The sequence below is a fragment of the Micromonospora sp. DT231 genome (genome assembly GCF_049847025.1).
In the GTDB taxonomy this organism is placed as follows: Bacteria; Actinomycetota; Actinomycetes; order Mycobacteriales; family Micromonosporaceae; genus Micromonospora.
Map to the genome: position 1 here is coordinate 105,952 of NZ_JBNCNO010000009.1, position 22,394 is coordinate 128,345.

18 protein-coding genes are annotated in these 22,394 nt (G+C 73.0%); 9 read left to right on the forward strand and 9 right to left on the reverse strand.

Going from position 1 to position 22,394, the window contains the following annotated elements; genetic code table 11:
- The first annotated feature begins 97 nt into the window (after window positions 1-97).
- From ACPXBU_RS22715 to ACPXBU_RS22730, 4 genes are all read left to right on the forward strand, one after another.
- Window positions 98-934: an MBL fold metallo-hydrolase gene (locus ACPXBU_RS22715; RefSeq protein ID WP_425759576.1), complete on the forward strand. Its 837-nt coding sequence runs from the start codon at window positions 98-100 to the stop codon at window positions 932-934.
- Window positions 931-4,569, forward strand: coding sequence for an adenylate/guanylate cyclase domain-containing protein (locus ACPXBU_RS22720; protein ID WP_425759578.1), 3,639 nt, complete (start codon window positions 931-933; stop codon window positions 4,567-4,569). Before ACPXBU_RS22715 ends, ACPXBU_RS22720 begins: the two co-directional genes overlap by 4 nt.
- 206 nt (window positions 4,570-4,775) lie before the next feature.
- A complete protein-coding gene (locus tag ACPXBU_RS22725) occupies window positions 4,776-5,279 on the forward strand; it encodes a hypothetical protein (protein WP_393369321.1) in 504 nt (167 codons plus the stop codon).
- Window positions 5,280-5,309: 30 nt separating this feature from the next.
- Complete coding sequence (locus ACPXBU_RS22730; RefSeq protein ID WP_425759579.1) at window positions 5,310-6,806, forward strand: serine/threonine-protein kinase; 1,497 nt, start codon at window positions 5,310-5,312, stop codon at window positions 6,804-6,806.
- On the opposite strand, the gene ACPXBU_RS22735 is transcribed toward ACPXBU_RS22730, so the two are convergent.
- The gene (locus ACPXBU_RS22735; RefSeq protein ID WP_393369326.1) at window positions 6,793-7,134 is read right to left on the reverse strand and encodes a hypothetical protein; all 342 of its coding nucleotides are present in this window, start codon (window positions 7,132-7,134) and stop codon (window positions 6,793-6,795) included. The genes ACPXBU_RS22730 and ACPXBU_RS22735 overlap by 14 nt on opposite strands.
- A 168-nt stretch (window positions 7,135-7,302) precedes the next feature.
- Between ACPXBU_RS22735 and ACPXBU_RS22740 the strand changes: the two genes are divergently transcribed.
- Genes ACPXBU_RS22740 through ACPXBU_RS22755 form a run of 4 tightly spaced genes read left to right on the forward strand, consistent with a single transcriptional unit; the run spans window position 7,303 to window position 10,838 of the window.
- Window positions 7,303-8,244 carry a transporter substrate-binding domain-containing protein gene (locus ACPXBU_RS22740; protein ID WP_425759580.1) on the forward strand — a complete coding sequence of 314 codons (942 nt, stop codon included), beginning with the start codon at window positions 7,303-7,305 and terminating at the stop codon, window positions 8,242-8,244.
- Entirely contained in the window at window positions 8,241-9,434 is a 1,194-nt protein-coding gene (locus tag ACPXBU_RS22745; protein ID WP_393369331.1) for a hypothetical protein, read from the forward strand. The genes ACPXBU_RS22740 and ACPXBU_RS22745 overlap by 4 nt, the downstream gene beginning before the upstream one ends.
- A gap of 49 nt (window positions 9,435-9,483) precedes the next feature.
- On the forward strand, window positions 9,484-9,831 hold the full coding sequence (locus tag ACPXBU_RS22750; RefSeq protein ID WP_393369334.1) for a PadR family transcriptional regulator: 348 nt from the start codon (window positions 9,484-9,486) through the stop codon (window positions 9,829-9,831).
- Window positions 9,828-10,838, forward strand: a complete 1,011-nt coding sequence (locus tag ACPXBU_RS22755; protein WP_425759581.1) for a hypothetical protein — start codon at window positions 9,828-9,830, stop codon at window positions 10,836-10,838. Before ACPXBU_RS22750 ends, ACPXBU_RS22755 begins: the two co-directional genes overlap by 4 nt.
- A gap of 11 nt (window positions 10,839-10,849) precedes the next feature.
- On the opposite strand, the gene ACPXBU_RS22760 is transcribed toward ACPXBU_RS22755, so the two are convergent.
- From ACPXBU_RS22760 to ACPXBU_RS22790, 7 genes are read right to left on the reverse strand one after another with little or no spacing between them, the layout of a single operon-like run.
- Window positions 10,850-12,040: an acyl-CoA dehydrogenase family protein gene (locus ACPXBU_RS22760; RefSeq protein ID WP_425759582.1), complete on the reverse strand. Its 1,191-nt coding sequence runs from the start codon at window positions 12,038-12,040 to the stop codon at window positions 10,850-10,852.
- Between the two features lie 13 nt (window positions 12,041-12,053).
- Window positions 12,054-14,018, reverse strand: coding sequence for a biotin carboxylase N-terminal domain-containing protein (locus tag ACPXBU_RS22765; RefSeq protein ID WP_425759583.1), 1,965 nt, complete (start codon window positions 14,016-14,018; stop codon window positions 12,054-12,056).
- 13 nt (window positions 14,019-14,031) lie between these two features.
- On the reverse strand, window positions 14,032-15,633 hold the full coding sequence (locus ACPXBU_RS22770; protein ID WP_425759584.1) for an acyl-CoA carboxylase subunit beta: 1,602 nt from the start codon (window positions 15,631-15,633) through the stop codon (window positions 14,032-14,034).
- A complete protein-coding gene (locus tag ACPXBU_RS22775) occupies window positions 15,630-16,826 on the reverse strand; it encodes an acyl-CoA dehydrogenase family protein (protein WP_425759585.1) in 1,197 nt (398 codons plus the stop codon). The genes ACPXBU_RS22770 and ACPXBU_RS22775 overlap by 4 nt, the downstream gene beginning before the upstream one ends.
- Before the next feature lie 37 nt (window positions 16,827-16,863).
- Window positions 16,864-18,528: an acyclic terpene utilization AtuA family protein gene (locus tag ACPXBU_RS22780; protein ID WP_425759586.1), complete on the reverse strand. Its 1,665-nt coding sequence runs from the start codon at window positions 18,526-18,528 to the stop codon at window positions 16,864-16,866.
- Window positions 18,525-19,322 carry a TIGR03084 family metal-binding protein gene (locus ACPXBU_RS22785; protein ID WP_425759587.1) on the reverse strand — a complete coding sequence of 266 codons (798 nt, stop codon included), beginning with the start codon at window positions 19,320-19,322 and terminating at the stop codon, window positions 18,525-18,527. Before ACPXBU_RS22785 ends, ACPXBU_RS22780 begins: the two co-directional genes overlap by 4 nt.
- Before the next feature lie 39 nt (window positions 19,323-19,361).
- A complete protein-coding gene (locus tag ACPXBU_RS22790) occupies window positions 19,362-19,967 on the reverse strand; it encodes a TetR/AcrR family transcriptional regulator (RefSeq protein WP_425759588.1) in 606 nt (201 codons plus the stop codon).
- Window positions 19,968-20,169: 202 nt separating this feature from the next.
- Between ACPXBU_RS22790 and ACPXBU_RS22795 the strand changes: the two genes are divergently transcribed.
- A complete protein-coding gene (locus tag ACPXBU_RS22795) occupies window positions 20,170-21,861 on the forward strand; it encodes a helix-turn-helix domain-containing protein (protein ID WP_425759589.1) in 1,692 nt (563 codons plus the stop codon).
- 112 nt (window positions 21,862-21,973) lie between these two features.
- Here the strand turns inward: ACPXBU_RS22795 and ACPXBU_RS22800 are convergent.
- Window positions 21,974-22,394 (reverse strand): hypothetical protein (locus ACPXBU_RS22800; RefSeq protein WP_425759590.1); only part of this gene is annotated, 421 nt, incomplete at its 5' end.

Genomic DNA, 22,394 nt, shown 5'->3' on the forward strand with positions numbered 1-22,394 from the left:
CACTCTCCGCCCGGACGAAAGCCCTGAACAGGGACGAACCAGGGGCGGAAAGTGCAAGATCGCGGAGGGTGGCGAGCGGGGTCGTACGATCGCAGCCATGAGCGGGCACGTGACGGGGGCGGTGGCGGCGCTTGCCGACGAACTGCCCCGCTGGGTGACACTTCTGCGCGCACCGAACCCGGGGCCGATGACCCTCGACGGCACCAACACCTGGGTGCTGCGGGCCCCGGCAGCCGAGTTCGCCATCGTGGTCGACCCCGGCCCGGCGGACGAGGGGCACCTGACCCGGATCGCCGCGCACGGCCCGATCGGGCTGATCCTGATCACCCACGGCCACCCCGACCACACCGAGGGCGCGGCCCGGCTGAGTGAGCTGCTCGACGGTGTGCACGTCCTCGCCGTCGACCCGGCGCACACCATCGGCGGCGAACCGCTGACCGAGCCGGGTGAGCACCTCGACGGCTTCGGCCTGGCGGTCCGCCCGCTGAGCACCCCGGGGCACACCGCCGACTCGGTCTGCTTCCTGGTCGAGCACGGCGACGAGCGGGTGGTGCTCACCGGTGACACCATCCTCGGCCGGGGCACCACAGTCGTCGCCCACCCGGACGGGCACCTCGGTGACTACCTGACAAGCCTGGAGTTGCTGTCCGCGTACCGGGGGATTCCGGCGCTGCCCGGGCACGGCCCGGCGCTTGCCGACTGCGCCGCCGCCGCCGACTTCTACCTCGCGCACCGCCGGGCCCGCCTCGACCAGGTCCGGGCCGCGGTCGCGGCCGGCGCCGCCACGCCCGCCGACGTGGTCGCGGTGGTCTACGCGGACGTGGACCGCTCGCTCTGGTGGGCGGCTGAGTGGTCGGTCCGCGCGCAGTTGGAGTATCTGGGTGTCGGCACCGGGGAATCCGCGCCCGGGGTCAGTGGGTTGGAGCACATGTGACCTGCCCCGTGTGCGGAACCGTAGCCGTTCCCGGCGCGCGGTTCTGCCACAACTGCGGCGCCGCGTTGCCGGCCGCCGCCACGTTGCCGGCGGCCGAGCGCCGGGTGGTCACCGTGCTCTTCGGCGACCTCTCCGAGTTCACCTCCTGGTCGGAGGATCTCGACCCGGAACGCGTCGGCGCGGTCACCGACCGGGTGCTGGCCGCCCTCGCCGGTGCCGTGAAGACCTTCGGTGGGCACGTCGACAAGTTGACCGGCGACGGGATCATGGCGGTCTTCGGTGCGCCGGTGGCCCACGAGGACGACGCCGAACGCGCGGTCCGGGCCGCCCTGTCCATGCAGCGGGCCGTCCGCCGGGTGCTCGACGACGAGCGGGGCGGCGGCGCGCCGCTCGGGCTGCGGGTCGGGCTGAACACCGGCGACGTCATCGCCGGCATCCAGGCCGCCATCGAATACACGGTCATCGGCGACACGGTGAACACCGCCGCCCGGCTGGCCGACGCCGCCGCGGTCGGCGCGGTCTACGCCGGCGGGCGGACCGCCGCCGCCACCCGGCACGTGTCCTCCTGGCGGGCACTGCGCCCGCTGCGGCTCAAGGGCAAGCGTGAGCCGGTCGAGGCGTACGAGCTGCTGGGTCTGCTGGACGCGCCGGGCACCCGCTCGGGGCTCGGCGACGAGGCGCCGTACGTGGGGCGGGAGACGGAGATCGGCCGGATCGCCGGGCGGCTCGCCGAGGTTATCGACCAGGGTGACCCGCGGGTGCTGCTGATGACCGCCGAGGCGGGCATCGGCAAGTCCCGGTTCGCCGCGGAGGTGGAGCGTCTCGCCGCCGGGTACGACGTGGGCGCCGGCCGGTACGCGGCGCACACCGGCGCACGGGTGCTCTCGGTGCGCTGCGCCGCGTTCGGTGAACGACGCCGGCTCGCGCCCCTCGCCGACCTGGTGCGGGCCGCCGTCGGCCTGCCCAGTGACGCGTCCACCGCGCTGACCCGACCGGCGGTGGAGGAGCGGCTGCGGCGACTCGGGCAGCGGCTCGCCCGATCCGCTGGGGAGACCCCGCCGATCGCCACCGAGCAGCTGCTCGCCCTGCTCGGCTACGCCGAGATGTCCGCCCACGGCGGCACCGACGCCGGCGAGTGGGGCGGCTCGGGCACGCCGACCGCGGATGCCGAGGTGCTGCCGAACGCGGTCGCCGACCTGCTCAGTGGGCTCGCCTCGGAGGCGCCGCTGGTGATCGTGGTGGACGACCTGCACGACGCCACCGCCGAGACCATCGGTGCCCTCGGGCTGACCCTGTCCAGGCTCACCGGCCCGGTGCTGGTGCTGCTGCTCGGCCGCCCCGAGTTGGTGCGTACCGCCGGCGCGCTGACCCGGGTCGCGGACGCCGAGGTGCACTCCCTGCCCCCGCTGCGGGGTGCCGACGCGGCGCGGCTGCTCACCAGCTACCTCGGCGGCGGCAAGTTGCCACCGGCCGACGCGGACCGGCTGCTCGCCACCGCCCAGGGCAACCCCTTCTACCTGGCCGAGTTGGTCACCCTGCTCATCGAGCGCGGGGCGCTCACCACGGAGACCGCGCGCGGCGTCCGCGCCGCGAAGGAACGGCCCGGTTCCGGCGAGCGGGACCAGAGCACCTCGGCCGGCTGGCGGTTGGTGCCCGGTTCGCTGGGCAGCCGGCTGCTCTCCCGTGACCTCGCCGCCGTCCTCGCCGCCCGGATCGACGCGCTGCCGCCGGACGCCCGCTCGGTGCTGCGCGACGCCGCGGTGATCGGAGACACGGTGCCGACCGGTGCGTTGGAGGCGATGCGTGAGCAGCGCGCCGGCCGCGACGGTCGGCCTTCGGCGGTGGTCGCCGTGGAACTCGACCGAGCTGTCGAGGAGCTGCTGCAACGTCGGATGCTGCACCGCTCCCGGGTCGGCTACGCGTTCGCGACCCCGCTGATGCGGGAGGCCGCGTACGCCGGGGTGAGCAAGGCGGAGCTGGCCGAGCGGCACGCCGCGTTGGCCCGCTGGGCGGCGCCGGCGGACGGGACCGCGGCCTCGGCGCCGGGCGGGTTCACCGACGAGGCCCGCGACGACTTCGTGGCGACGCACGTCGAGCGGGCCGCCACGCTCGCCGACGCGGTGAAGCTGCGCCCGGACGCGCCGGCCCGGGCGGTGGTGCCGCTCGGCGTCGCCGCGCTCGGCCGGGCCGCCCGCCGGTCACTGGCCGCCGGTGAGCCGGTGCTGGCCATCGAGTACGCCGAACGCGCCACCGAGTTGGCCCGCGACGGGCTGTCGGCGGCCGATCGGGTGGTGCACGCGCGGGCACTGCTCCAGGTCGGCCGCGTCGCCGACGCGCTGGCGTACGCGGAGAAGATCGCCGCGAACGCCGGGGACGAGGCCACCCGGGTCGGCGCCCTGCTGCTCGCGGGACAGGCCCAGGAGACCCTCGGTGACCAGGGCCGGGCGATGACCGCCTGGCACGAGGCGTTGCAGGTCGCCACGGCCGGTGGGTTGCCGGTGCAGCGGGCGACGGCGATGCGCCGGCTCGGCATGGCCGACTTCGTGGCCGGGCGGCTGAGCCAGGCGAGCAGCCGGTTGGCTGCCGCGTACCAGGTCAGCCTCGGTGCGCAGGACCGGCGGGGGCAGGCCTGGTCGCTACAGAACCTGGCCTGGGTGACCACCACCCGGGGTGACTTCGCCGGCACCGACGCGGTCCTCGGCCGGGCCGCCCGGCTCTTCGCCGAGCTGAAGGACCCGTACGGGCGGGCCTGGCTGCGCGGCACCACGGCGTTCGCCCGGCTGCTCGCCGGCCGACTGCGCGAGGCGTGTCGGATGGCCCAGGTGTTCCTGCCCTTCGGTGAGCGGGTCGGCGAGGCGTGGGCGGTCGGCACGCTGCGCGCGGTGGCGGCGTTCGCCACCGCCGAGTTGGGTGACCTGGCCGAGGCGGACCGGGAGGCCCGGCGGGCGTACCGGGAGTTCGCCGCCGCCTCCGACGACTGGGGGCGCGGCTTCGCGCTCGTGGTCCGGGCGGTGGTGGCGCGCGGGCTGGGTGAGCCGGAGCACGCGGCGGACCTGCTCACCGACGCCCTGGCGTACGCCGAGCGCACCTCGCACCCGCTGCTCACCGGAATGGCCGGCACGCTGCGCGGCTTCGTGGCGTTGGACATGGGTGACTGCGAGACCGCCGAGCGGGTGGCCCGCTCGGTGCTGACGGCCGTGGAGCCGCACAATCCGCAGGCCCCGGCGCAGGTGGCACCCCGGGTGCTGCTGGCGACGGCGCGGCTGGCAGCCGGTGACTCGGCGACCGCCGTCGGGCTGCTCGCCCCGGTGGCGACGGCCGCCGCGAACGCGCCCTCGCTGCTCTTCTCCCGCCGCCAGACGATGGCCCAGTACGCGGCGGCCCTGCTCGCGCACGGTCAGCGGGAGCAGGCGTTGGACTGGGCCCGGCGGGCGGTCACCGCGCCGGCCGAGGACGTGCGCAGTCAGGTGATCGCGGCCAGTGTGCTGGCCGAGGCGCTGGCCGCCTGCGGTCAGCCGACGGAGGCCCGGTCCTCTGCGGACGAGGCGGTCCGCCTGGCGTACGCGACCGAGCAGCGCAGCGAACGCGCCGCCGCCAACGCCCTCCGCGCCCGCCTGACAACCGCCCAGCCCTAGCCCCACCCGACCCCCCGTTGATCATGAAGTTATTGCCCCGACACGCCGACGCGCAGGGCAATAACTTCATGATCAACGCGACCCTCGGGGTGCGGGCAGGGTTTTTGCCGGTTCTGGGGATGTGGCGGTCGGGGTGAGGGGCTAGCGTGTCAGCACCGTGTGCCGGTCCACAGTGCTGACCGTCGCCGTGCCTGGGGAGGCCCTTCATGAAGCTGCCGCGTTCCATCGCGGGCTGGACCATCGCGGTCTTCGGCGTGTTGGCGCTGGTGATGGGCGCGGTCGGGCTGGTCTGGCCGGAGGCGCAGTTGCGCCTGCTCGGGTTCGAGGTGCCCCAGACGCGTGCCGTCGGTGACCACACCGGCACGTTCCTGCTGGCGTCCTCGATGGCGGCGTTCAACATGGGCGTCTACTACCTGCTCGCCACGATCACCGAGTGGCGGGTGTTCTACCGGTTCACTGTCGTCTTCCGACTTGTCACGTTCACCGTGTTCACCATCGCCGTGCTCTCCGACATCGCTCCGGACCGGTTCTTCGGCGTGGCGGCCTGGGAGGGTCTGGGGGCCGTGGCCACCGCCATCGGCCTGCGCCTGGATGCCCGCCGGGGTGCCCCGGCCGGCGGAGTCGCCTCGTCCGAGGGTGCCGGGACAGCCATGGCCGCCGAGGAGGGTACCGGTCCCGCCGGTGCGACTCCGGCGGACACGGCGCGCTGAGCCATCGGTCGGGTTGGGTATTTTCGAGCGGTGACCGACACCCCGACCGGCGGCGTGCCGGTGCCGATCGTGCCTGGTCTGACCGATTTGCGGGTTTTTGCCCGAGGTGGGTACGCGACCGTCTACCAGGCCACCCAGATCTCGGTGGGTCGCGAGGTCGCCGTCAAGGTGGAGAACCGGACGCTCGACAGCGAGCGCGACCAGGCCCGTTTCCTGCGCGAGGCGCGGGCGGCCGGCCGGATGTCCTCACACCCGCACGTGGTGGACCTCTTCGACGTCGGGGTCACCGTCGACCAGCACCCCTACCTGATCATGGAGCTCTGCGACGGCTCGTACGCCGAGCGGATGCGGACCTCGCCGCTGGACCCGGTGGAGGCCCGCGACCTCGGCATCAAGATCGCCGACGCGCTGGCCCACTCGCACGCGGCAGGGGTGCTGCACCGGGACGTGAAACCGGCGAACATCCTCCACTCGGCCTTCAACTCGGCGGTGCTCGCCGACTTCGGGCTGGCCGTGCTCGCCGAGCACCGGGACGCCTCGGTCACCCTCGAGGTGCTCACCCCGGCGTACGCGCCGCCGGAGATGTTCAGCCACAGTCCGCCGTCGCCGGCCGTCGACGTGTACGCGCTCTGCGCCACCCTCTACGCGGTGATGCACGGTCGGCCGCCCCGCTGGCAGTCCGAGCGCAACCCCAGCCTGATCACCGTCCTGGAGATGTTCAACCAGCCGCTCCCCGCCCTGCCCGGCGTCCCGGACGAGCTGATCGACGTCCTGCGCGCCGGCATGGCGAACGACCCGGCCGAGCGCCCCTCCGCCCTCGAACTGCACGACCTGCTCGTCAACCTGCCGCTCGGGCCACCGTCCGCCCCGGTCAGCGGCGCTCCGGTCAGCGGTGGGGCGACCCGCCCCGGCCCGTACGCGCCCAGCCAACCGGTGCCCCGGCCGCCCATCGAGGACACCCAGCGGGTGGTCCCCGGCGTCCGACGGTGGCGGCGCTGGTTCCTCGGCGGCGCCGGCGTCCTCGCGCTCGCCGGCTCCGCGACCGCCGGGGCGTGGTTCGCCGACCGGGCCGGGCCGCCGACCCCGAACCCGACTGTCACCCAGGTCGCCGCGCCGGCGACCGGGCCGCTGCCCGGCTGCACGACCGGCACCGGCACGCCCACCGTCCTGCCCGAGGGTGCCCGGTGCCTGCCCGAGCTGGAGTGCTTCGGCCCGATGCGGATCCGCGGCGACCGCGCCGAGGCGGCTCGGCTGTCCTGCACCGGTCGGCACACCTGGGAGACGTACGCCGAGGGCATCCTGCCGGTGTCCCTGCTCGGCGCCGCCTACGACGACGTGATCGCCGCCGGGCCGGTGCGACAGGTGTGCAGCGCCACGACGTTCCGGTTGACCACCGGGATCACCGAGCCGCGCGGCTGGCACCTCGAGGTGCTTCCCCCGGTCGACGGAAGCATCGACCGGACCTACCGGTGCCTGGCCGGGCGGGGCGTGGACGCGCTCGCCGCCCCCACCCTCACCGGCCGCTGATCCCGTCCGACCCGCGTCGCCGATCCCGCACCGCCCGCAGGGCGTCCCGACTGTCCAGGGCGTCGAGGGTGTCCGCGTCGATCCCGTACGGCATCAGCTCGGGCGGCCCGGTGGTCGCCGGCCGGTCCTCCGGCTCCGGGCCGTCGGCGTGACGGGCGGCGGAGAAGGCGACCCCGGCGACCATCGTCAGCAGGACGCAGAGCAGGGCGAGAACCACGCCGACAAGGTCCTGTCGGCGCCAGACGACAAGCAGGGCCAGTGGTACGAGGGCTCCCAGTGCCGCGAGCACCGCCACCGTCCGCGCATCGGGCCGGGACAATCGACTCATTCGTTCAGCATGTCGTGACATTGGCGGCTGTCAACCGGAGAGCCAGTCGCCGCGCCGGTCGGCATGGCCGACCGGGCCGTCCGAGGTGTCCGGTTGGCGTCGCTACGGAAAGGCCTACGGTCGCTACCCTGAGTGTTCCGCAGGCTGGTCCGTCAGCGAGGTCACCGAATGAACGTACGCGGTTCCCGGTCCCGGCTCCGTTCGGTCGCGACGACACTTGCGGCCGCCCTCACCCTCACCCTGGCGGCCGCCGCCGGCTGCGACAGCCGGAAGGAGCCGGAGCTGCCGTCCGTGCAGCAGAAGATCCGTGAGTCGCACATCTACCGGCAGGCACAGTTACGCATCGGCGTGGCCACCAAGGAGCCGCTGATGGGCGACCTTCGCAACGGCCAGCACGTCGGCTTCGACGTCGAGATCGGCAGGTACATCGCCGCCTCCCTGGGCTACGAGGGCGAGCAGCGGTTGGAGTTCGTGTCGGTGGCCACCGAGAACCGGATCCCGGCGCTTCAGGGAGGCACCGTCGACCTCGTGGTGTCCAGCTTCTCCATGACCAAGGAGCGCGAAGAGCTGGTGAGCTTCGCCGGCCCGTACTTCGTCACCACCCAGGAGGTGCTGGTGCCGGCCCGCCTCAAGGACAAGATCCGCACCATCGAGGACCTGCGCGACCCGGCCTACAAGGTCTGCACCAGCGGCGGTTCGACCACCGAGGCCGAGCTGGAGAAGCACCAGGTCAGGACATTCGTGGTGAAGGACGTCGGGGACTGCGTCGACGGCATCCGCAAGGGCCGGTACGACGCGGTCAGCTCGGACGAGACGATCCTCGCCGGGTTCCTGGCCACCTACCCCAGGGAGTTCGAGGTCGTGGACATGCCCTTCGGCACCAGCGAGCTGCTGGGCATCGGCGTGCCGATCGGCGACCCCGCGCTGCGCGACCTGGTCGCGTTCTTCCTGCAGAAGAGCTACGAGCGGGGCCGCAACGGGCAGGTGAGCCCCTGGCAGAGCGCCTACAACCGCACCCTGGGCCCGTGGCTGAAGGTCGAGAAGCGCCAGCCTCAGCCGCTGCGGGTGCCGAAGCTCGTCGACTTCGACGACAAGGCGCCCTCGACGTGAGCACGGCGCCGACCGCGACCGGCGCCGACGGCCCGGTGCCGCCACCCCGCACGTCCGTGCCGGGTGCCGCCGCCTCGCCGGCCACCGACGGTACGGCCGCAGCCGAACCGCCGTCTGCCGTGGTGGACCGCGCCGACTGGCCGGTCGGCGTGCCGGTCGCCGAGCCGGCCGACCCGGTCGTCGCCGACGCCGAGCCCGGGCGGATCCGTTGGGACCCGGCGGAGCGGCGCGCCCGCGCCAGCCAGTCCTTCTGGACGGCGCTTGTGGGCGTACCGGCGATCTTCTCGGTGCTCCGCCTCGGGGTGGAGGCGGGCGGCGAACTGCAGACCACGCTGCTGCTGGTGGCGAACGTCGGGCCGGTCAACCTGCTCGCCGGCTTCCTGACCACCGCGGCCCGGCTGCTCTCCACCGGAATGGTCGCCGTCTTCGCGCTCGGGGCGGTGCTGGCCGTCAGCGCGGATCGACTTCCGCCGGGTGCCCGTCGCCGCCCGCTCTTCGCCCGCTGGGCCGACCTCACCCCGGCCTGGGTGGTGCTTGCCGCTTTCCTGCTCGCCCTGATCACCTGGCCGCTGCTCTACCTACCGCTGCTGCTGCCGGCGTTCGCGGCCGCGTTCCAGCTTGGCCCCGGGCGACTGCACGAACGGGTGGTGCCACGACTGGTCATGATCGCCGCGCTGCTCGCCGGGTACGGCTGGCTGATGCTGCCCACCCTGCGCGACGCCGGGAAGCAGGGCGATCTGTTGGCGCTGGCGCTGCTCGCGGTGCCGCCGCTGTTGGCCCTCTTCATCGCGGGGCCGTTGCCCGGCGCGGTGATCCGGCCGCTGGCGTCGGTGACCGAGGTGGCGATGCTCGCCGTGTTGGTCTGGGCCGCGGTGCCGGTGATCAGCACACCTGTGCTGCCGCTGACCGTCACGACCGTGGGCGCGGAGAACGGACCCACCGAGGACGTACGCGGGCACGTGATCACCACCGACGACGTCAACATGGTGCTCCTTCAGGAGAGGGGTGGCGTGCGGTACGTGCCAGTCGATCTGGTCCGCGCGCAGGTCCTCTGCCCGAGTGAGGAGGAGTTGCCCCGTTACCGGCTGCGCATCCGCGACTTCCACGTCGAGGACTCGCTGTTGGAGGGCATGGGCCGCCGGGTTCGCCCGGTCCACCGCATCGACGCCGCCTGCCGGATTCCCGGCTGATGTCGTGTGGGGGGTCCGCATATACATTCCGACTGTATATGCTGTGGCGATGGCGAAGGCTTCCCTACACGAATCGACATATCTGATCCTCACCGCGCTCGTCGAGGCTCCACGGCACGGATACGCCGTCCTCGACGAGGTCCGGCGGATCTCCGACGGGCGTGTCGACCTGCGCGCCGGCACCCTCTACGCGGCGCTGGACCGGCTGCGCACCGAGGGCCTCGTCGACGTCGAGCGCGAGGAGCAGGTGCAGTCCCGGTTGCGCCGCTACTACCGACTCACCGCCGCCGGAGTGCAACGCCTGGCCGAGGAGTCGGCGCGGCTGCGGAGCAACGCCGACGCGGCGAGCGTGCGGCTGCGCCGTGCCGGCCTCCTGGTCGAAGGCGGTGCGGCGTGACGTTGCACCAGGTCTACCGGTGGCTGCTGGCCTGCTACCCCCGCGCGTACCGGCGGCAGTACGAGGACGAGCTGATCGGGGTGTTGCTTGACGACGCCGCGCCGGGCCAGCGCAGGCCCCTGGCACGAGACGTGTCCGCCCTGCTCGGTGGGGCGGTTCGGGCGCACGTCCGGCAGGTCGGCACCCGGTTCTCGGTCGACGCGTGGCGGGACGCGGCGCAGGTGCTCGGCCTGATCGCCGCGCTGCTGTTGTTCGTGCGCTCGGCGCGCGTACCGGTGCTGCATTCCGCCATGTACGCGCAGAGCTATCCGGACGGGATCGGTGAACCGTTCGTCCTCTGGCCGCATGGTCTCGGGGCGGCGCTCTGGCTCGTCGTGGCGGTGTTCACCGTACTCGGGTGGGGGCGGGCGGCAGCCGCGATCGCCGTCGGCGGCGTGGCGTTCGAGGTGGTTCGGGTCGCCGAGGCCTACGGATATTATTCGACGGTCTTTGACATCTGGCCCCTCGTGCTCGCCGCGATGGCCGCGTTGGCACTCGCCCTCCGCGCTCCCCAATCCGGCGCGGCTGCCCTCGGGCGTTGGCGGCTCGGCACACTGGCGGCGGCGACGCTTGTCAGCGTCGGTGCTCCGAGCGTCGCCCTGACCGGCGCTGACGACTCGACGTGGCCCATCTACCGGACGTGGATATTCACCAGCGGCGTCGGCCGGGTCGAGGCGATCCTGCTGATCGCGGGATACCTGCTCTTCGCCCTTGTCGTCCTGTCGACGCCGACGGCGCTCCGACTGCGTTTGCTCGCGCTCGTCGTCCCGGTGGGCGTCACGCTGCTGCTCACCCGGGTGGGGCTCCGCACCACCGGGACGTACCTGGAGCGGTCCAGCCACGACGGTGTGCCCGACGCGCTCACCTGGGCGCAGTGGTCGACGTTGGTGCTGGCACCCGTGTTGCTCTTCGCGGTCGCCGTGGCGATCCTGCACCGCCGCGAGCGTCCGGGCACGCCCGGCGAGTAGGCCGGTCGGGCTCAGTAGGACTTGTCCTGGCCGAGGACGTGTTGGGCCACGAAGTTGAGGATCATCTCCCGACTGACCGGGGCGATCCGGCCGGCCCGTACCGCACCGAGCAGGGTCGCCACCCCGTACTCGGTGGTCATGCCGGCCCCGCCGAGCACCTGCACGGCGGTGTCGACGGCGAGCGCGGCCGCCTCCCCGGCCGCGTACTTGGCCATGTTGCCGGCCACCCCGGCCTCCAGGTCGCGGCCGGCGTCGTACAGGGTGGCGGCCTTTTGGATCATGAGGCGGGCCAGCTCCACCTGCACGGCCGCGTGCGCCAGCGGATGGGACACGCCCTGGTGGGAGCCGATGCTCCGGCCACCCCAGACCTTGCGCGTGGCGGTGTACTCGCTGGCCCGCTCGATGGCGTACCGACCGGTGCCGGCACCCATCGCGGCCACCGTGATCCGCTCCGGGTTGAGCCCGGCGAAGAGCGCCGGTAGGCCGGCGTCCAGCGACTCACCGAGCAGCGCGTCGGCGGGCACGCGCACGTCGTCCAGGTAGAGCAGGAACTGGTTCTCCGGGGACACGATCTCCATGTCCAGTTTGGAGCGGGTCAGCCCGACCGCGTCGGTCGGCACGAGGAACAGTGCCGGCTTCAGCTTCAGCGCAGAGGCGTCGGTTGAACCGGCTGGGCCGTCCTCGACGGCGACGCGCGCCACCACCAGGACGTGATCCGCCTCGTCGACCCCGGAGATGTAGCACTTGCGTCCGTTGAGCAGCCACCCGTCGCCGTCGCGGCGGGCGACGGTGCCCAGCCGGTGGAAGTTGGAACCGGCCTCCGGCTCGGTGATCGCGAAGACGATCTTCTGGGAGCCGTCGGCGAGGCCGGGCAGGTGCCGCTTGCGCTGCTCCTCGGTGCCGTGCCGGGTGAGCACGGTGGCGGCGATCGCGGGGGACACCACCAACAGCAGCAGTGGGCAGCCCGCGGCGGCCAACTCCTCGCAGACGATGGCCAACTCGGTGATGCCGCCGCCACCGCCGCCGTACTCGGTGGGGATGTTGACCCCCAGGTAGCCGAGCCGTCCCGCGTCGGCCCACAGTTCGGTGGTGTGCTCGCCGGCCTTCGCCTTCTCGACGAAGTAGCCGTGGCCGTAGCGACGGCCGAGCGCCCGCACGGCGTCGCGAAGCTGGTCCTGCTCAGGGGTGAGGTCGAAGGTCATCAGGGGGTCCTCCTCAACAGACGTCGATGACGGCCAGCACGGCACCGGTGCGCACCTGACCACCGGCTGGCACCGGCAACTCGGTGACCACGCCGTCGGTCGGGGCGAGCACCTGATGTTCCAGCTTCATCGCTTCCAGGGTGAGCAGTGGATCGCCGGCAGCGACCCGCTGGCCGACCTGGACGTGCACCCGGGTCACCGCGCCGGGCAGCGGCGCGAGCAGCGACCCGGCCGCCACCTCCGCCGTGGGTAGCGGGAGACGCGGCAGCTCGACCAGGCTCGTCGCCCCCGCCGGGCCGTCCAGGAAGACCTCCGACCCCACCCGGTGTACGCCCACCCGCCAGCGGCTCTCCAACACGGTGAGCACCACCCGGTCCGGGGTGGCCTCCTCCAGTCGGGCCGGGATCTCGCCGGCCGGATCCGTCGACCACTCGGCGAGGCGGCCGTCCCGGTCCAACCGGTAGCGGACCTCGATCTCTCGCCCGGCCCGATCGGTGTACCGAGACACCTGTGGGAACGCGGGCACGTTGCGCCAACCCGAGGGGAGCCCGGCGAGCACCGGGGCGGTCGCCCGACGTGCGGCGGCCGAGGCCAGCGCGGCGGCCAGCGCCATCACCGGCAACAGATCCGCGGACAGCAGCGGGGCGAACACCTCCGCGTGCCGGTCGAGGAAGCCGGTGTCGACTGCCAACGCGCCGAACTCCGGGCTGCGCAGCACCCGCACCAGCAGATCCCGGTTGGTGGCCACGCCGTGCAGTTCGGCCCGCGCGAGCGCGCCGGCCAACGCCCGGGCCGCCTCGGCGCGGGTCGGCGCCCACGCGATCAGCTTGGCCAGCATCGAGTCGTAGTGCACGCTCACGGTCGAGCCGTCCAGCACGCCGGAATCCAGGCGCAGGCCCTTCGTCGGCGTGAACTCGCCGGACAGCCCGGGGACCGCGAACCGGTGCAGGGTGCCGGTGGCCGGGCGGAAGTTCTGGGCCGGGTCCTCGGCGCACAGGCGTACCTCGATCGCGTGGCCGTCGGTCGGCGGGGCCACCGCGAGTGGCAGCGGCTCGCCCTCGGCGACCAGCAGTTGCAGCCGAACCAGGTCCAACCCGGTGACCGCCTCGGTGACCGGGTGCTCGACCTGGAGACGGGTGTTCATCTCCAGGAAGAAGAACTCCCCGCTCGGTGCGAGCAGGAACTCCACGGTGCCCGCGCCGACGTAGTCGACGGCGCGGCCGGCCGCCACCGCCGCCTCGTGCAGCCGGGCCCGCAACCCCGGATCGACGACCGCCGGGGCCTCCTCGACGATCTTCTGGTGCCGCCGCTGGATCGAGCAGTCCCGCTCGCCGAGCGCCACAATCGTCCCGTGGGTGTCGCCGAAGATCTGTACTTCGACGTGCCGGCCGCCCTCGACGTACCGCTCGACGAAGACCGTGCCGTCGCCGAACGCCGCGGCGGCCTCGCGGCGCGCGGAGGCGACGGCCTCGGCGAGCCCGTCCGGGTCGCGGACCACGCGCATCCCCCGGCCGCCGCCCCCCGCGGCGGCCTTGACCAGCACGGGGTAGTCGGTAACCTGCTCGGCGTCGGTCCAGGTGGGCAGCATCGGCACGCCCGCGTCGGAGAGCAGCGCCTTCGCGGCCAGCTTGTCGCCCATCGCGGCGATCACCCTGGCCGGCGGGCCGACCCAGGTCAGCCCGGCGTGGTCGGCGACCCGCGTCGCGAACTCGGCGTTCTCGGCGAGGAAGCCGTAGCCGGGGTGCACGGCGTCCGCGCCGGACCGGCGGGCCGCCCGCAGGATCTGCACCATGTCCAGGTACGTCTCGGCGGGCGTGTTCCCGGGCAGGCGTACGGCCAGGTCGGCCTCGGCGACGAAGGGCGCGTCGGCGTCCGCGTCGGAGTACACCGCGATGGTGGTGATGCCGAGCTTGCGACAGGTGGCGAAGATCCGGCGGGCGATCTCGCCCCGGTTGGCGACCAGCAGTCGAGTGATCACGGTTCTCAACCCCTCACATCCGGAAGACGCCGAAACCGTCGGCGCCCTCCACCGGTCCGTTGTGGATCGCCGAGAGGCAGAGCCCGAGGACGGTACGCGTGTCCCGAGGGTCGATCACCCCGTCGTCGTAGAGCCGGCCGGAGAGGAACAGCGCGCCGGACTGCGACTCGATCTGTTGCTCGACCATCATCCGCATCGCGGTGTCGGACTCCTCGTCGAAGGAGCGTCCCCGGGCGGCGGCGGCCTGCCGGGCCACGATGGACAGCACCCCGGCGAGCTGTGCCGGGCCCATCACCGCCGACTTCGCGTTCGGCCAGGTGAACAGGAACCTCGGCTCGTACGCCCGACCGCACATCCCGTAGTTGCCGGCCCCGTACGAGGCGCCCAGGTTCACCGTCAGGTGCGGCACCGTCGAGTTCGACACCGCGTTGATCATCAGGGCGCCGTGCTTGATGATGCCGCGCTGCTCGTACTCGGTGCCGACCATGTAACCGGTGGTGTTCTGCAGGAAGATCAACGGTGTGTCGGACGCGTTCGCGAGCTGGATGAACTGGGCCGCCTTCTGCGCCTCCGCGCTGAACAGCACACCCCGGGCGTTGGCCAGCACGCCCACCGGATATCCGTGCAGTTCGCCCCAGCCGGTGACAAGCGCGTCCCCGTACGCCGGCTTGAACTCGTCGAAGTCGCTGCCGTCCAGGATCCGCGCCAACACCTCACGGGGATCGAACGGCACCTTCAGGTCGGCGCTCGTGATGCCGAGCAGCTCCTCCGGGTCGTACCTCGGCGGCTGCGGCGCCGCCGTACGCGGCGACGGGCCGTGCTTGCGCCAGTTCAACCGGCGTACGCACTGCCGGGCCAGCCGGATGCCGTCGGACTCGTCGGCGGCCAGGTAGTCGGCGAGCCCGGACGTGGCGGCGTGCATCGCCGCCCCGCCCAGCGACTCGTCGTCGGTCACCTCGCCGGTCGCCATCTTCACCAGCGGTGGCCCGGCCAGGTAGACCTGCGACCGGTCCCGGATCATGATCACGTGGTCGGACATCCCCGGCACGTACGCGCCACCGGCCGTGGCGTTGCCGAAGACCACGCTCACCGTGGGGATGCCCGCCGCCGAGAGTCGGGTCAGGTCCCGGAACACCCGACCGCCCGGGATGAAGATCTCCGCCTGGGTGGGCAGGTCAGCCCCGGCCGACTCGACCAGATTGATCATCGGCAGCCGGTTGGCCAGGGCGATCTCACCGGCCCGCCGGGTCTTGGCGAGGGACCACGGGTTGACCGCGCCACCGCGTACCGTCGGGTCGTTGGCGACGATCAGGCACTCCACACCCTCGACCACCCCGATGCCGGTGACCACGCTGGCCCCGACCGGGAAGTCCGTGCCGTACGCGGCGACAGGCGACAGCTCCAGGAACGGGCTGTCCGCGTCCACCAGCAGCTCGATCCGCTCCCGGGGGAGCAGCTTGCCGCGCCCGTGGTGCCGGGACACGTACTTCTCGCCGCCGCCCGCCCGCGCCTGGTCCAGCGCGGCGTCCAACTCGGCCAGCCGCTCCAACAGTGCGGACCGGTTCGCCGCGTACCCGGGCGCGGCCGGGTCGACCGCGCTGTCCAGGATGCTCATAGGCCCATGCCCTTCGCGATGATCTCGTTCATGATCTCGGTGGTGCCGCCGCCGATGCCGAGGATCCGGGCATCGCGGTAGTGCCGCTCCACCTCGGCGTCGCGCAGGTAACCGAAGCCGCCGTGCAACTGCAACGCCTGGTCGACGACCTGGTCGCAGGCGGCCACCGCCACGTTCTTCGCCATCGCCACCTCGGTCACCACCGGCTCACCCGCGGCCACCCGGGCGGCCACCTCGTGCACGTACGACCGGGCCGCCTCGGCCCTCGTGTGCATCTCGGCCAACCGGTGCCGGATCACCTGCCGGCTGGCCAGCGGACGCCCGAAGGTCTCCCGGTCCCGGCACCAGCGCGTCGCCAGCTCGACGCAGCGCTGCGCGGTCGCGTACGCCTGGGTCGCCAACGAGAGCCGCTCGGTGGCGAAGTGCTGCATGATCGCCAGGAAGCCGGTGTTCTCGGCGCCGATCCGGTTGGCGACCGGCACCCGCACGTCGACGAACGACAGCTCGGCGGTGTCCGAGCAGTGCCAGCCCAACTTCTCCAGCCGGCGTCCCACGGTGAAGCCGGGCAACCCCTTGTCGATGACCAGCAGGGTGAGTTCGCCGCTGCCGGAAAAGCCGGTACACACCGCCGTGGTGACGAAGTCCGCCCGGTGCCCGCTCGTGATGTACGTCTTCGACCCGTTCACCACGTAGTGGTCGCCGTCCCGGCGGGCGGTCGTGCGGATGCCCGCCACGTCCGAGCCAGTGTCCGGCTCGGTGATGGCCAGCGCGCCGATCATCGTGCCGGCCAGGGTGGGCCGGATGTAGCGCTCGACCAGGCTGTCGTCGCCCCGGGACGCGGTCCCACCGAGCCGGCCGCCCAGCGAGCCACCGGAGTGCGCTCCGGCCGCCGCCACCATGTGCGGCAACGCGATGCCGTGCGTGAACAGGGCCGCCACCAGGCCGGACGAGCCGCCGGAGCGGATCAGCTCCTCGGTCACGATGATCGAGTCGAGCAGGTCGCCGCCGCTGCCACCGACCGACTCCGGGAAGCCGATGCCGAGCAGGCCGAGCTTCGCGGCGCTCGCGTGCAGCGCCCGGGGCACCTCGCCGGCCCGCTCCCAGTCGTCCAGGTGCGGCAGCACCTCCCGGGTCACGAAGGCCCGGGTCAGCTCGCGCAGTTGCCGCCGCTCCGGCGTGTCCACGATGCTCACGCGAGCGCCTCCGGTGCCGACCGCGCGCTCCTCGCGCTCACGGCGTCACCTCGGCCGGCAGGTCGACGATCCGGGCGCGCAGCAGCTCACCGAGCGCCTTGGCCTGCGGGTCGAACCGGGTGGACGCGGCCACCCCGGCCCCGAGCAGGCCCTCGATCACGAAGTTGACCGCACGTAGGTTGGGCAGCTCGTAGCGCCGCACCGACAGCGGCGCGGTCTCCGGCAACAGCACGGCCAGCCGCTCGACTGTCAACCAGGCGCGCAGCCACGCGTACCCGGTCTCGGTCCGTGCCCAGACACCGAGGTTGGCATCCCCACCCTTGTCCCCGGAGCGTGCGCCGACCACCTCGCCGAGCGCTCCGCGCCGCGTCGGGCCGCCCACGGCCGCGCCGCCGCCGGGGGCCGTCTCGTCGGCGGGGAGCGGGGCGGTGCGGATCGGCGGGGCGATCGGCACCCGCTCACCACCGGGCAGCACCGCGACGTGCGCCACCGCGTCCTGCGGCACCGCGTCGGCGGTGAAGACGCCGTACGGTGTCGCGTCACCCGGCAGGGTGGTCAGTGTGCAGCCCGGGTACGAGGCCAGCGCCAGCTCCACCGCGGCGGCCGAGAAGGCCCGTCCGGCCCGCGCCCGGTCGCCGTCCCGCAGGTGTACGTGCAGCAGGGCGCTCGCGGTCTCGGTGTCGGCGGCGTCCGCGTGGTCGGTACGGGCCAGGGTGAACTCCAGCCCGTCCTTCCCCACCGCCTCCTCGACCTGCCCCCGGACCAGCGCTGCCTTCGCCTCGATGTCGAGCCCGCAGAGAACGAACGTCATCGAGTTGCGGAAACCGCCGAGGTTGTTGACGCCCACCTTGAGCGTTCTCGGCGGCGGCGTACCCCGGACACCGGAGACCCGGACCCGATCCGGCCCGTCCTGGTGCACCGTCACCGTGTCCAGTCGGGTCACCACGTCCGGCCCCAGGTACGCGGGCCCACCGATCTCGTAGAGCAGCTGTGCGGTGACCGTCTCCACGGTGACCGCGCCGCCGGTGCCCGCGTGTTTGGTGAGCACGGTCGAGCCGTCGGCGTGCACCTCGGCGATCGGAAACCCGGGCCGGTGCCCGCCGTCGGGCAGTTCGGTGAAGAAGCTGAAGTTGCCACCGGTGACCTGCGCGCCGCACTCGACGAGGTGCCCCGCGACCGTCGCCCCGGCCAGCTCGTCCAGGTCGTCGCGGCCCCAGCCGTACCGCGCGATTGCCGGGCCGACGACAAGCGACGCGTCGGTGACCCGGCCGGTGACCACCACGTCCGCACCGCCGTCGAGGCAGGCCGCGATGCCGAACGCGCCGAGGTAGGCGTTCGCGCTCAACGCGTCCGGCCGCTGGACGGCGTCGCCCTCGACGTACCCGACCCGGGCCGGCAGGCCCAGCCGGGCGGCGAGTGCGGTGATGGCGGCGGCCAGGCCGGCCGGGTTCAACCCGCCCGCGTTCGTCACGATCCGCACCCCCCGTTCCAGGGCGGTGCCGAGGCACGTCTCGAGTTGACGCAGGAACGTCTTCGCGTAGCCCAGGTCGGGGTCGCGCAGCCGATCCCGGGCGAGGATCAGCATGGTCAGCTCGGCCAGGTAGTCACCGGTCAGCACGTCCAGCTCGCCGCCGTCGAGCATCTCCTGCCAGGCGCTGAACCGGTCGCCGTAGAAGCCGGAGGCGTTTCCGATCCGGATCATGCCGGCGTTCCGATCCCGCTGGCCGGCTTCCGGCCGTCGCCCGGCGGCCCGGCAAACGCCTGCGCCACGTCGAGCCACTCGTCGGCGACCGGTCCGGTGGCGACAAGGGCGAGGTCCGCGCGGTGTCGGCGCTGGGTGACGAGCAGGCAGAAGTCCAGGGCGGGTCCGCTCAGCCGGTCGGCGGCGTCCGTCGGACCCCAGGCCCAGATGTCGCCGCCGGGCCCGACCAGCTCGACCCGGACCGGCGTCGTCGGGATGTCCCGGCCGTGGGCGGCGAAACCGTGCCCGAGGGTACGCACACCGAGGTGCGCGACGTGCCGGAGCCGGTCGCTGGCGGGTCGGACGACGCCGAGCGTGTCGGCCACGTCCTCGCCGTGCGCCCAGGTCTCCATGATCCGAGCGGTCGCCATCGAGGTGGCCGACATCCGGGTGCCGAACCACTGCAGTTTCTCGCCGGCCGGAACGGCGGTCAACGCGTCGGCGAGCGCTGCCCGACCGGCCCGCCAACGGGCGAGCAGCTCCGCCGGCGGGGCGAGGAACTCCTCCGCGCCGTCGTCGACCATCCGGGTCGGGTCCGGCGCGGCGGTCACCGCCGCGAAGAACGCCTCGGTATCGGTGGCCGCCAGCAACGACACGTGGTCGGTCCAGGCGAGGTGGGCGATCTGGTGCCCGATGCTCCAACCCGGCGCGGGGGTCGGTCGGGCCCAGTCGGCCGCCGGTAGGGGCGCCACCAGGCTGTCCAGGTGGGCGGACTCGGCGGCCAGGTCCGCGAGCAGGTCGGCGTGGTCGACCATGGGGTGCCTCCGGTCGGTCGTGGCCGGCGCGGCCAGTGGTCAGGGTGTGAGCAGGGTGGCGAGTTGGCGCTTCCAGGTGCTCAGCAGGGCAGCGCGGCGGGCCGAGTCGTCGCTGAGCAGGTTGGCCACCCCGAGCCCGCGGAGCAGGTCGAGAGTGGCCTGGACCGCCTCGCGGACGCCGGGTCGGCGCTCGTCGACACCGAGGAGTGCCACGGTGAGGCGGTGCATCTCCCGGCCGACGGTCGCCTCCAGTGGCACCAGGGCGTCGCGGAGTTCCTGGTCGGTGCGGGCGGCGACCCAGAGTTCGAGAGCGGCCACGAACAGCGGCCCGGTGAACGCCACGCCGAGCAGGTCGATCACCCGGTCCAACCGCTGCGGGCCGGCCGGCAACGCCTCGGCCTCGGTGCGCAACTCGGCGGCCCGTCGCTCGGCGAGATGGGCCACGGCGGCCGTCACCAGCGCCGCCTTCGTCGGGTAATGGTGGAGTTGGGCGCCGCGCGAGACACCGGCCCGCGCGGCGACGACAGTGGTCGTGGTGCCGGACCAGCCGTGCTCGATCAGGCAGTCGACGGTCGCCTCCAGCAGGCGGGCCTGGGTGGCGCGGCTGCGCTCCTGTTGAGGGACGCGCGTCGATGCGGTGGACACCGGTACAGCCTGCGGCCTGAAAAACAAACAGTCAAGACTGACTTTTTCTGCTCGTCGTTCCGCCCGGTGTCGGGGCGTCGCCCTGGTTGTGGGAGTTGTTCGGGTTTGCTCCGCACGAGGTGGCGTCACGCCGAACGATCGGCTTGAATCGGTCCCGCATGGCTGTGAGCGCGCTGGCTGAGACGCGGGGGACGAACGGTCGATGGCGAACGAGCAGTACAACGACGGCTCAGCACCTGACCCGGCGACCGCCGGTTCGGCTGCCGAGTTCGTGGCCCAGATGCGCGCGCTACGGCAGTGGTCCGGGCTGACCATTCGGCAGGTGTCGAAGAGGGCGCGGGATGCCGGTGATGTGCTCCCCCACAGCACTCTGAACACCGCCCTGGGCCGGGCCAACCTGCCGAGGGAGACGCTTGTCGCGGCGTTCGTCCGCGCCTGCGGGGGCGATCCGGACACGGTGGACCGCTGGCTCGCCGCGCGCAGGGCGCTGGCCGCGGCCACCGCCGGTCAGCCCGAGCCGGTCGCCGTCGCCGTCGCCGTCGCCGCCGACCCGGGCATGGTCGCAGCCGACTCGTTCGTCGACGAACCGAGGGTCCGCCCGCCGTGGGGGCTGCTCGACGCGGCACCACCCCTGCCGGCCGAGCTGGCATCGGAACCCGGCTGGGGGCTCGACGGCCCGACGCCGCTGGCGGCCGAGACCGACGACGATCCTGATCCCACCGGCGACTCGGTGGCCGGTGGCGACCAGCCCGCCCTCGGCACGGCGGGCAGCGGTGGGCCGCACACGTCGGTTCCGACCGGGCCGAGTCCGGTCGTCGAGGGCACCCGCGAGCCGGGTGACGAGTCCGGCCTCAGCCGCGAACCCGGCCCCGAGGGCGTGCGGCCCGGCCCCGAGGGCGTGCGGCCGGAGGCCGGCGAGTCGACGGTGAACCAGCCGGCTCGTCCCCTTCTCTACGCCGACGGGCCGCTGGCCACGGCCGTGAAGGACCGGCACGGCAGTGCCTGGGCGGGGTTGCACCGCAAACGGGCCCCGGGCGCGGATGCTCCCACCGCGCCACTTCGACCGCGGGACTTCGTACCGCCGCTGGCCTTCCGGTTCGGCCGGCCGACACGCGTACTCCTCGGTGCGCTGGCGCTGCTGCTGATCGTGGTGGCCGGTGGCCTGGTCGTCCGGACCCTCCGCGATCCCGACGCTGGGGACGACCCCCCGCCGGTGCTCGCCGAGCCGACGGCCAGCGTCGACGTCGACGTGCCCCTGCCACCGGCGGCCGGCGGGGCGCGGACCTCCGACCCGAGCCCCAGCCTGGCACCGGCCAGCGCCGCACCGGCGGTCCCGAGCCCCGCGCAGAGTGCGCCCAAGGCGAGTGCGTCCAGGTCGAGTGCACCCCAGGTGGCGCCGACGAAGGCGGCCACCACCCTGCCCGCCGCAGGGCAGTACCGCATGATGCCGGCAGCCACCGTCGGGCAGTCGTACTGCGTGGGCGTGGGTCCGGAGCCGGGAAACGCCCGCCCGGAGGTGGCGACGCTCGTTCCCTGCGCCCAGGCCGAGCCGGCCACCAGCGAGCTGCGGAAGGTCGGCTCGAACACGTACCAGATCTACTGGGCGGACCCGTCCGGGGACGGTGGTTGCCTGCAGGTCGACCCCGACCCGAACGGCGAACCGTCGACAGTTGACGGGCAACTGGTGGCCCCACGCTACTACTGCAACCGCCCGGATCAACGATTCGTCCTCGAACCGGTGCAGAGCAGCGCGGGTCAGGGTTACCGGCTGCACGCCACGACCGCACCGAACAGGTGCATCGGCACGATCGGCGGTAGCCGGACCGTGGGTACGGCGATCGCCCAGGTGTCGTGCGTCAACGACAACGTGCAGGTGTTCCTCTTCCAGCGGTGATGCTCGCCGGCCAGCCACTCGGACGTCCTGGGTGGTGGTCGTGACCGGTCGAGGTGCTGCCTCGCTGAGTACGACCATGGGCTGCCCCTGACCGCCTATTACCGTCCCGCCCCTACTTCCCGCCGCTCTTCTTCCCGCCCTTGCCACCCGTCTTCTTGGCGCCCTTGTCGGTGTCCGCGTTCTTCTTGGTGGTGGTCGTGGTCTTGGCGTCGCGGGCGTTCTGTTCGCGGAGCTTGCGGGTGCGTTCGGTGACGCAGGTGTCGTAGCCGCCGCATTCCTTGCGGGCCTGGAGGTAGGCGGGGTCGTTGTTGGACTGGTTGGCGCGTTTGGTGGTGGTCTTCTTGGTGTCGGTTTTCGTGGTGGTGGTGGTCTTCTTGGGCGTGGTCCTGGTGCTGGTCGTGGTCTTCTTGGTGGTGGGTTGGGTCGTGGTGTTGCGGGCGTTCTGTTGGCGCAGTTTGCGGGTGCGTTCGGTGACGCAGGTGTCGTAGCCGCCGCATTCCTTGCGGGCCTGGAGGTAGGCGGGGTCGTTGTTG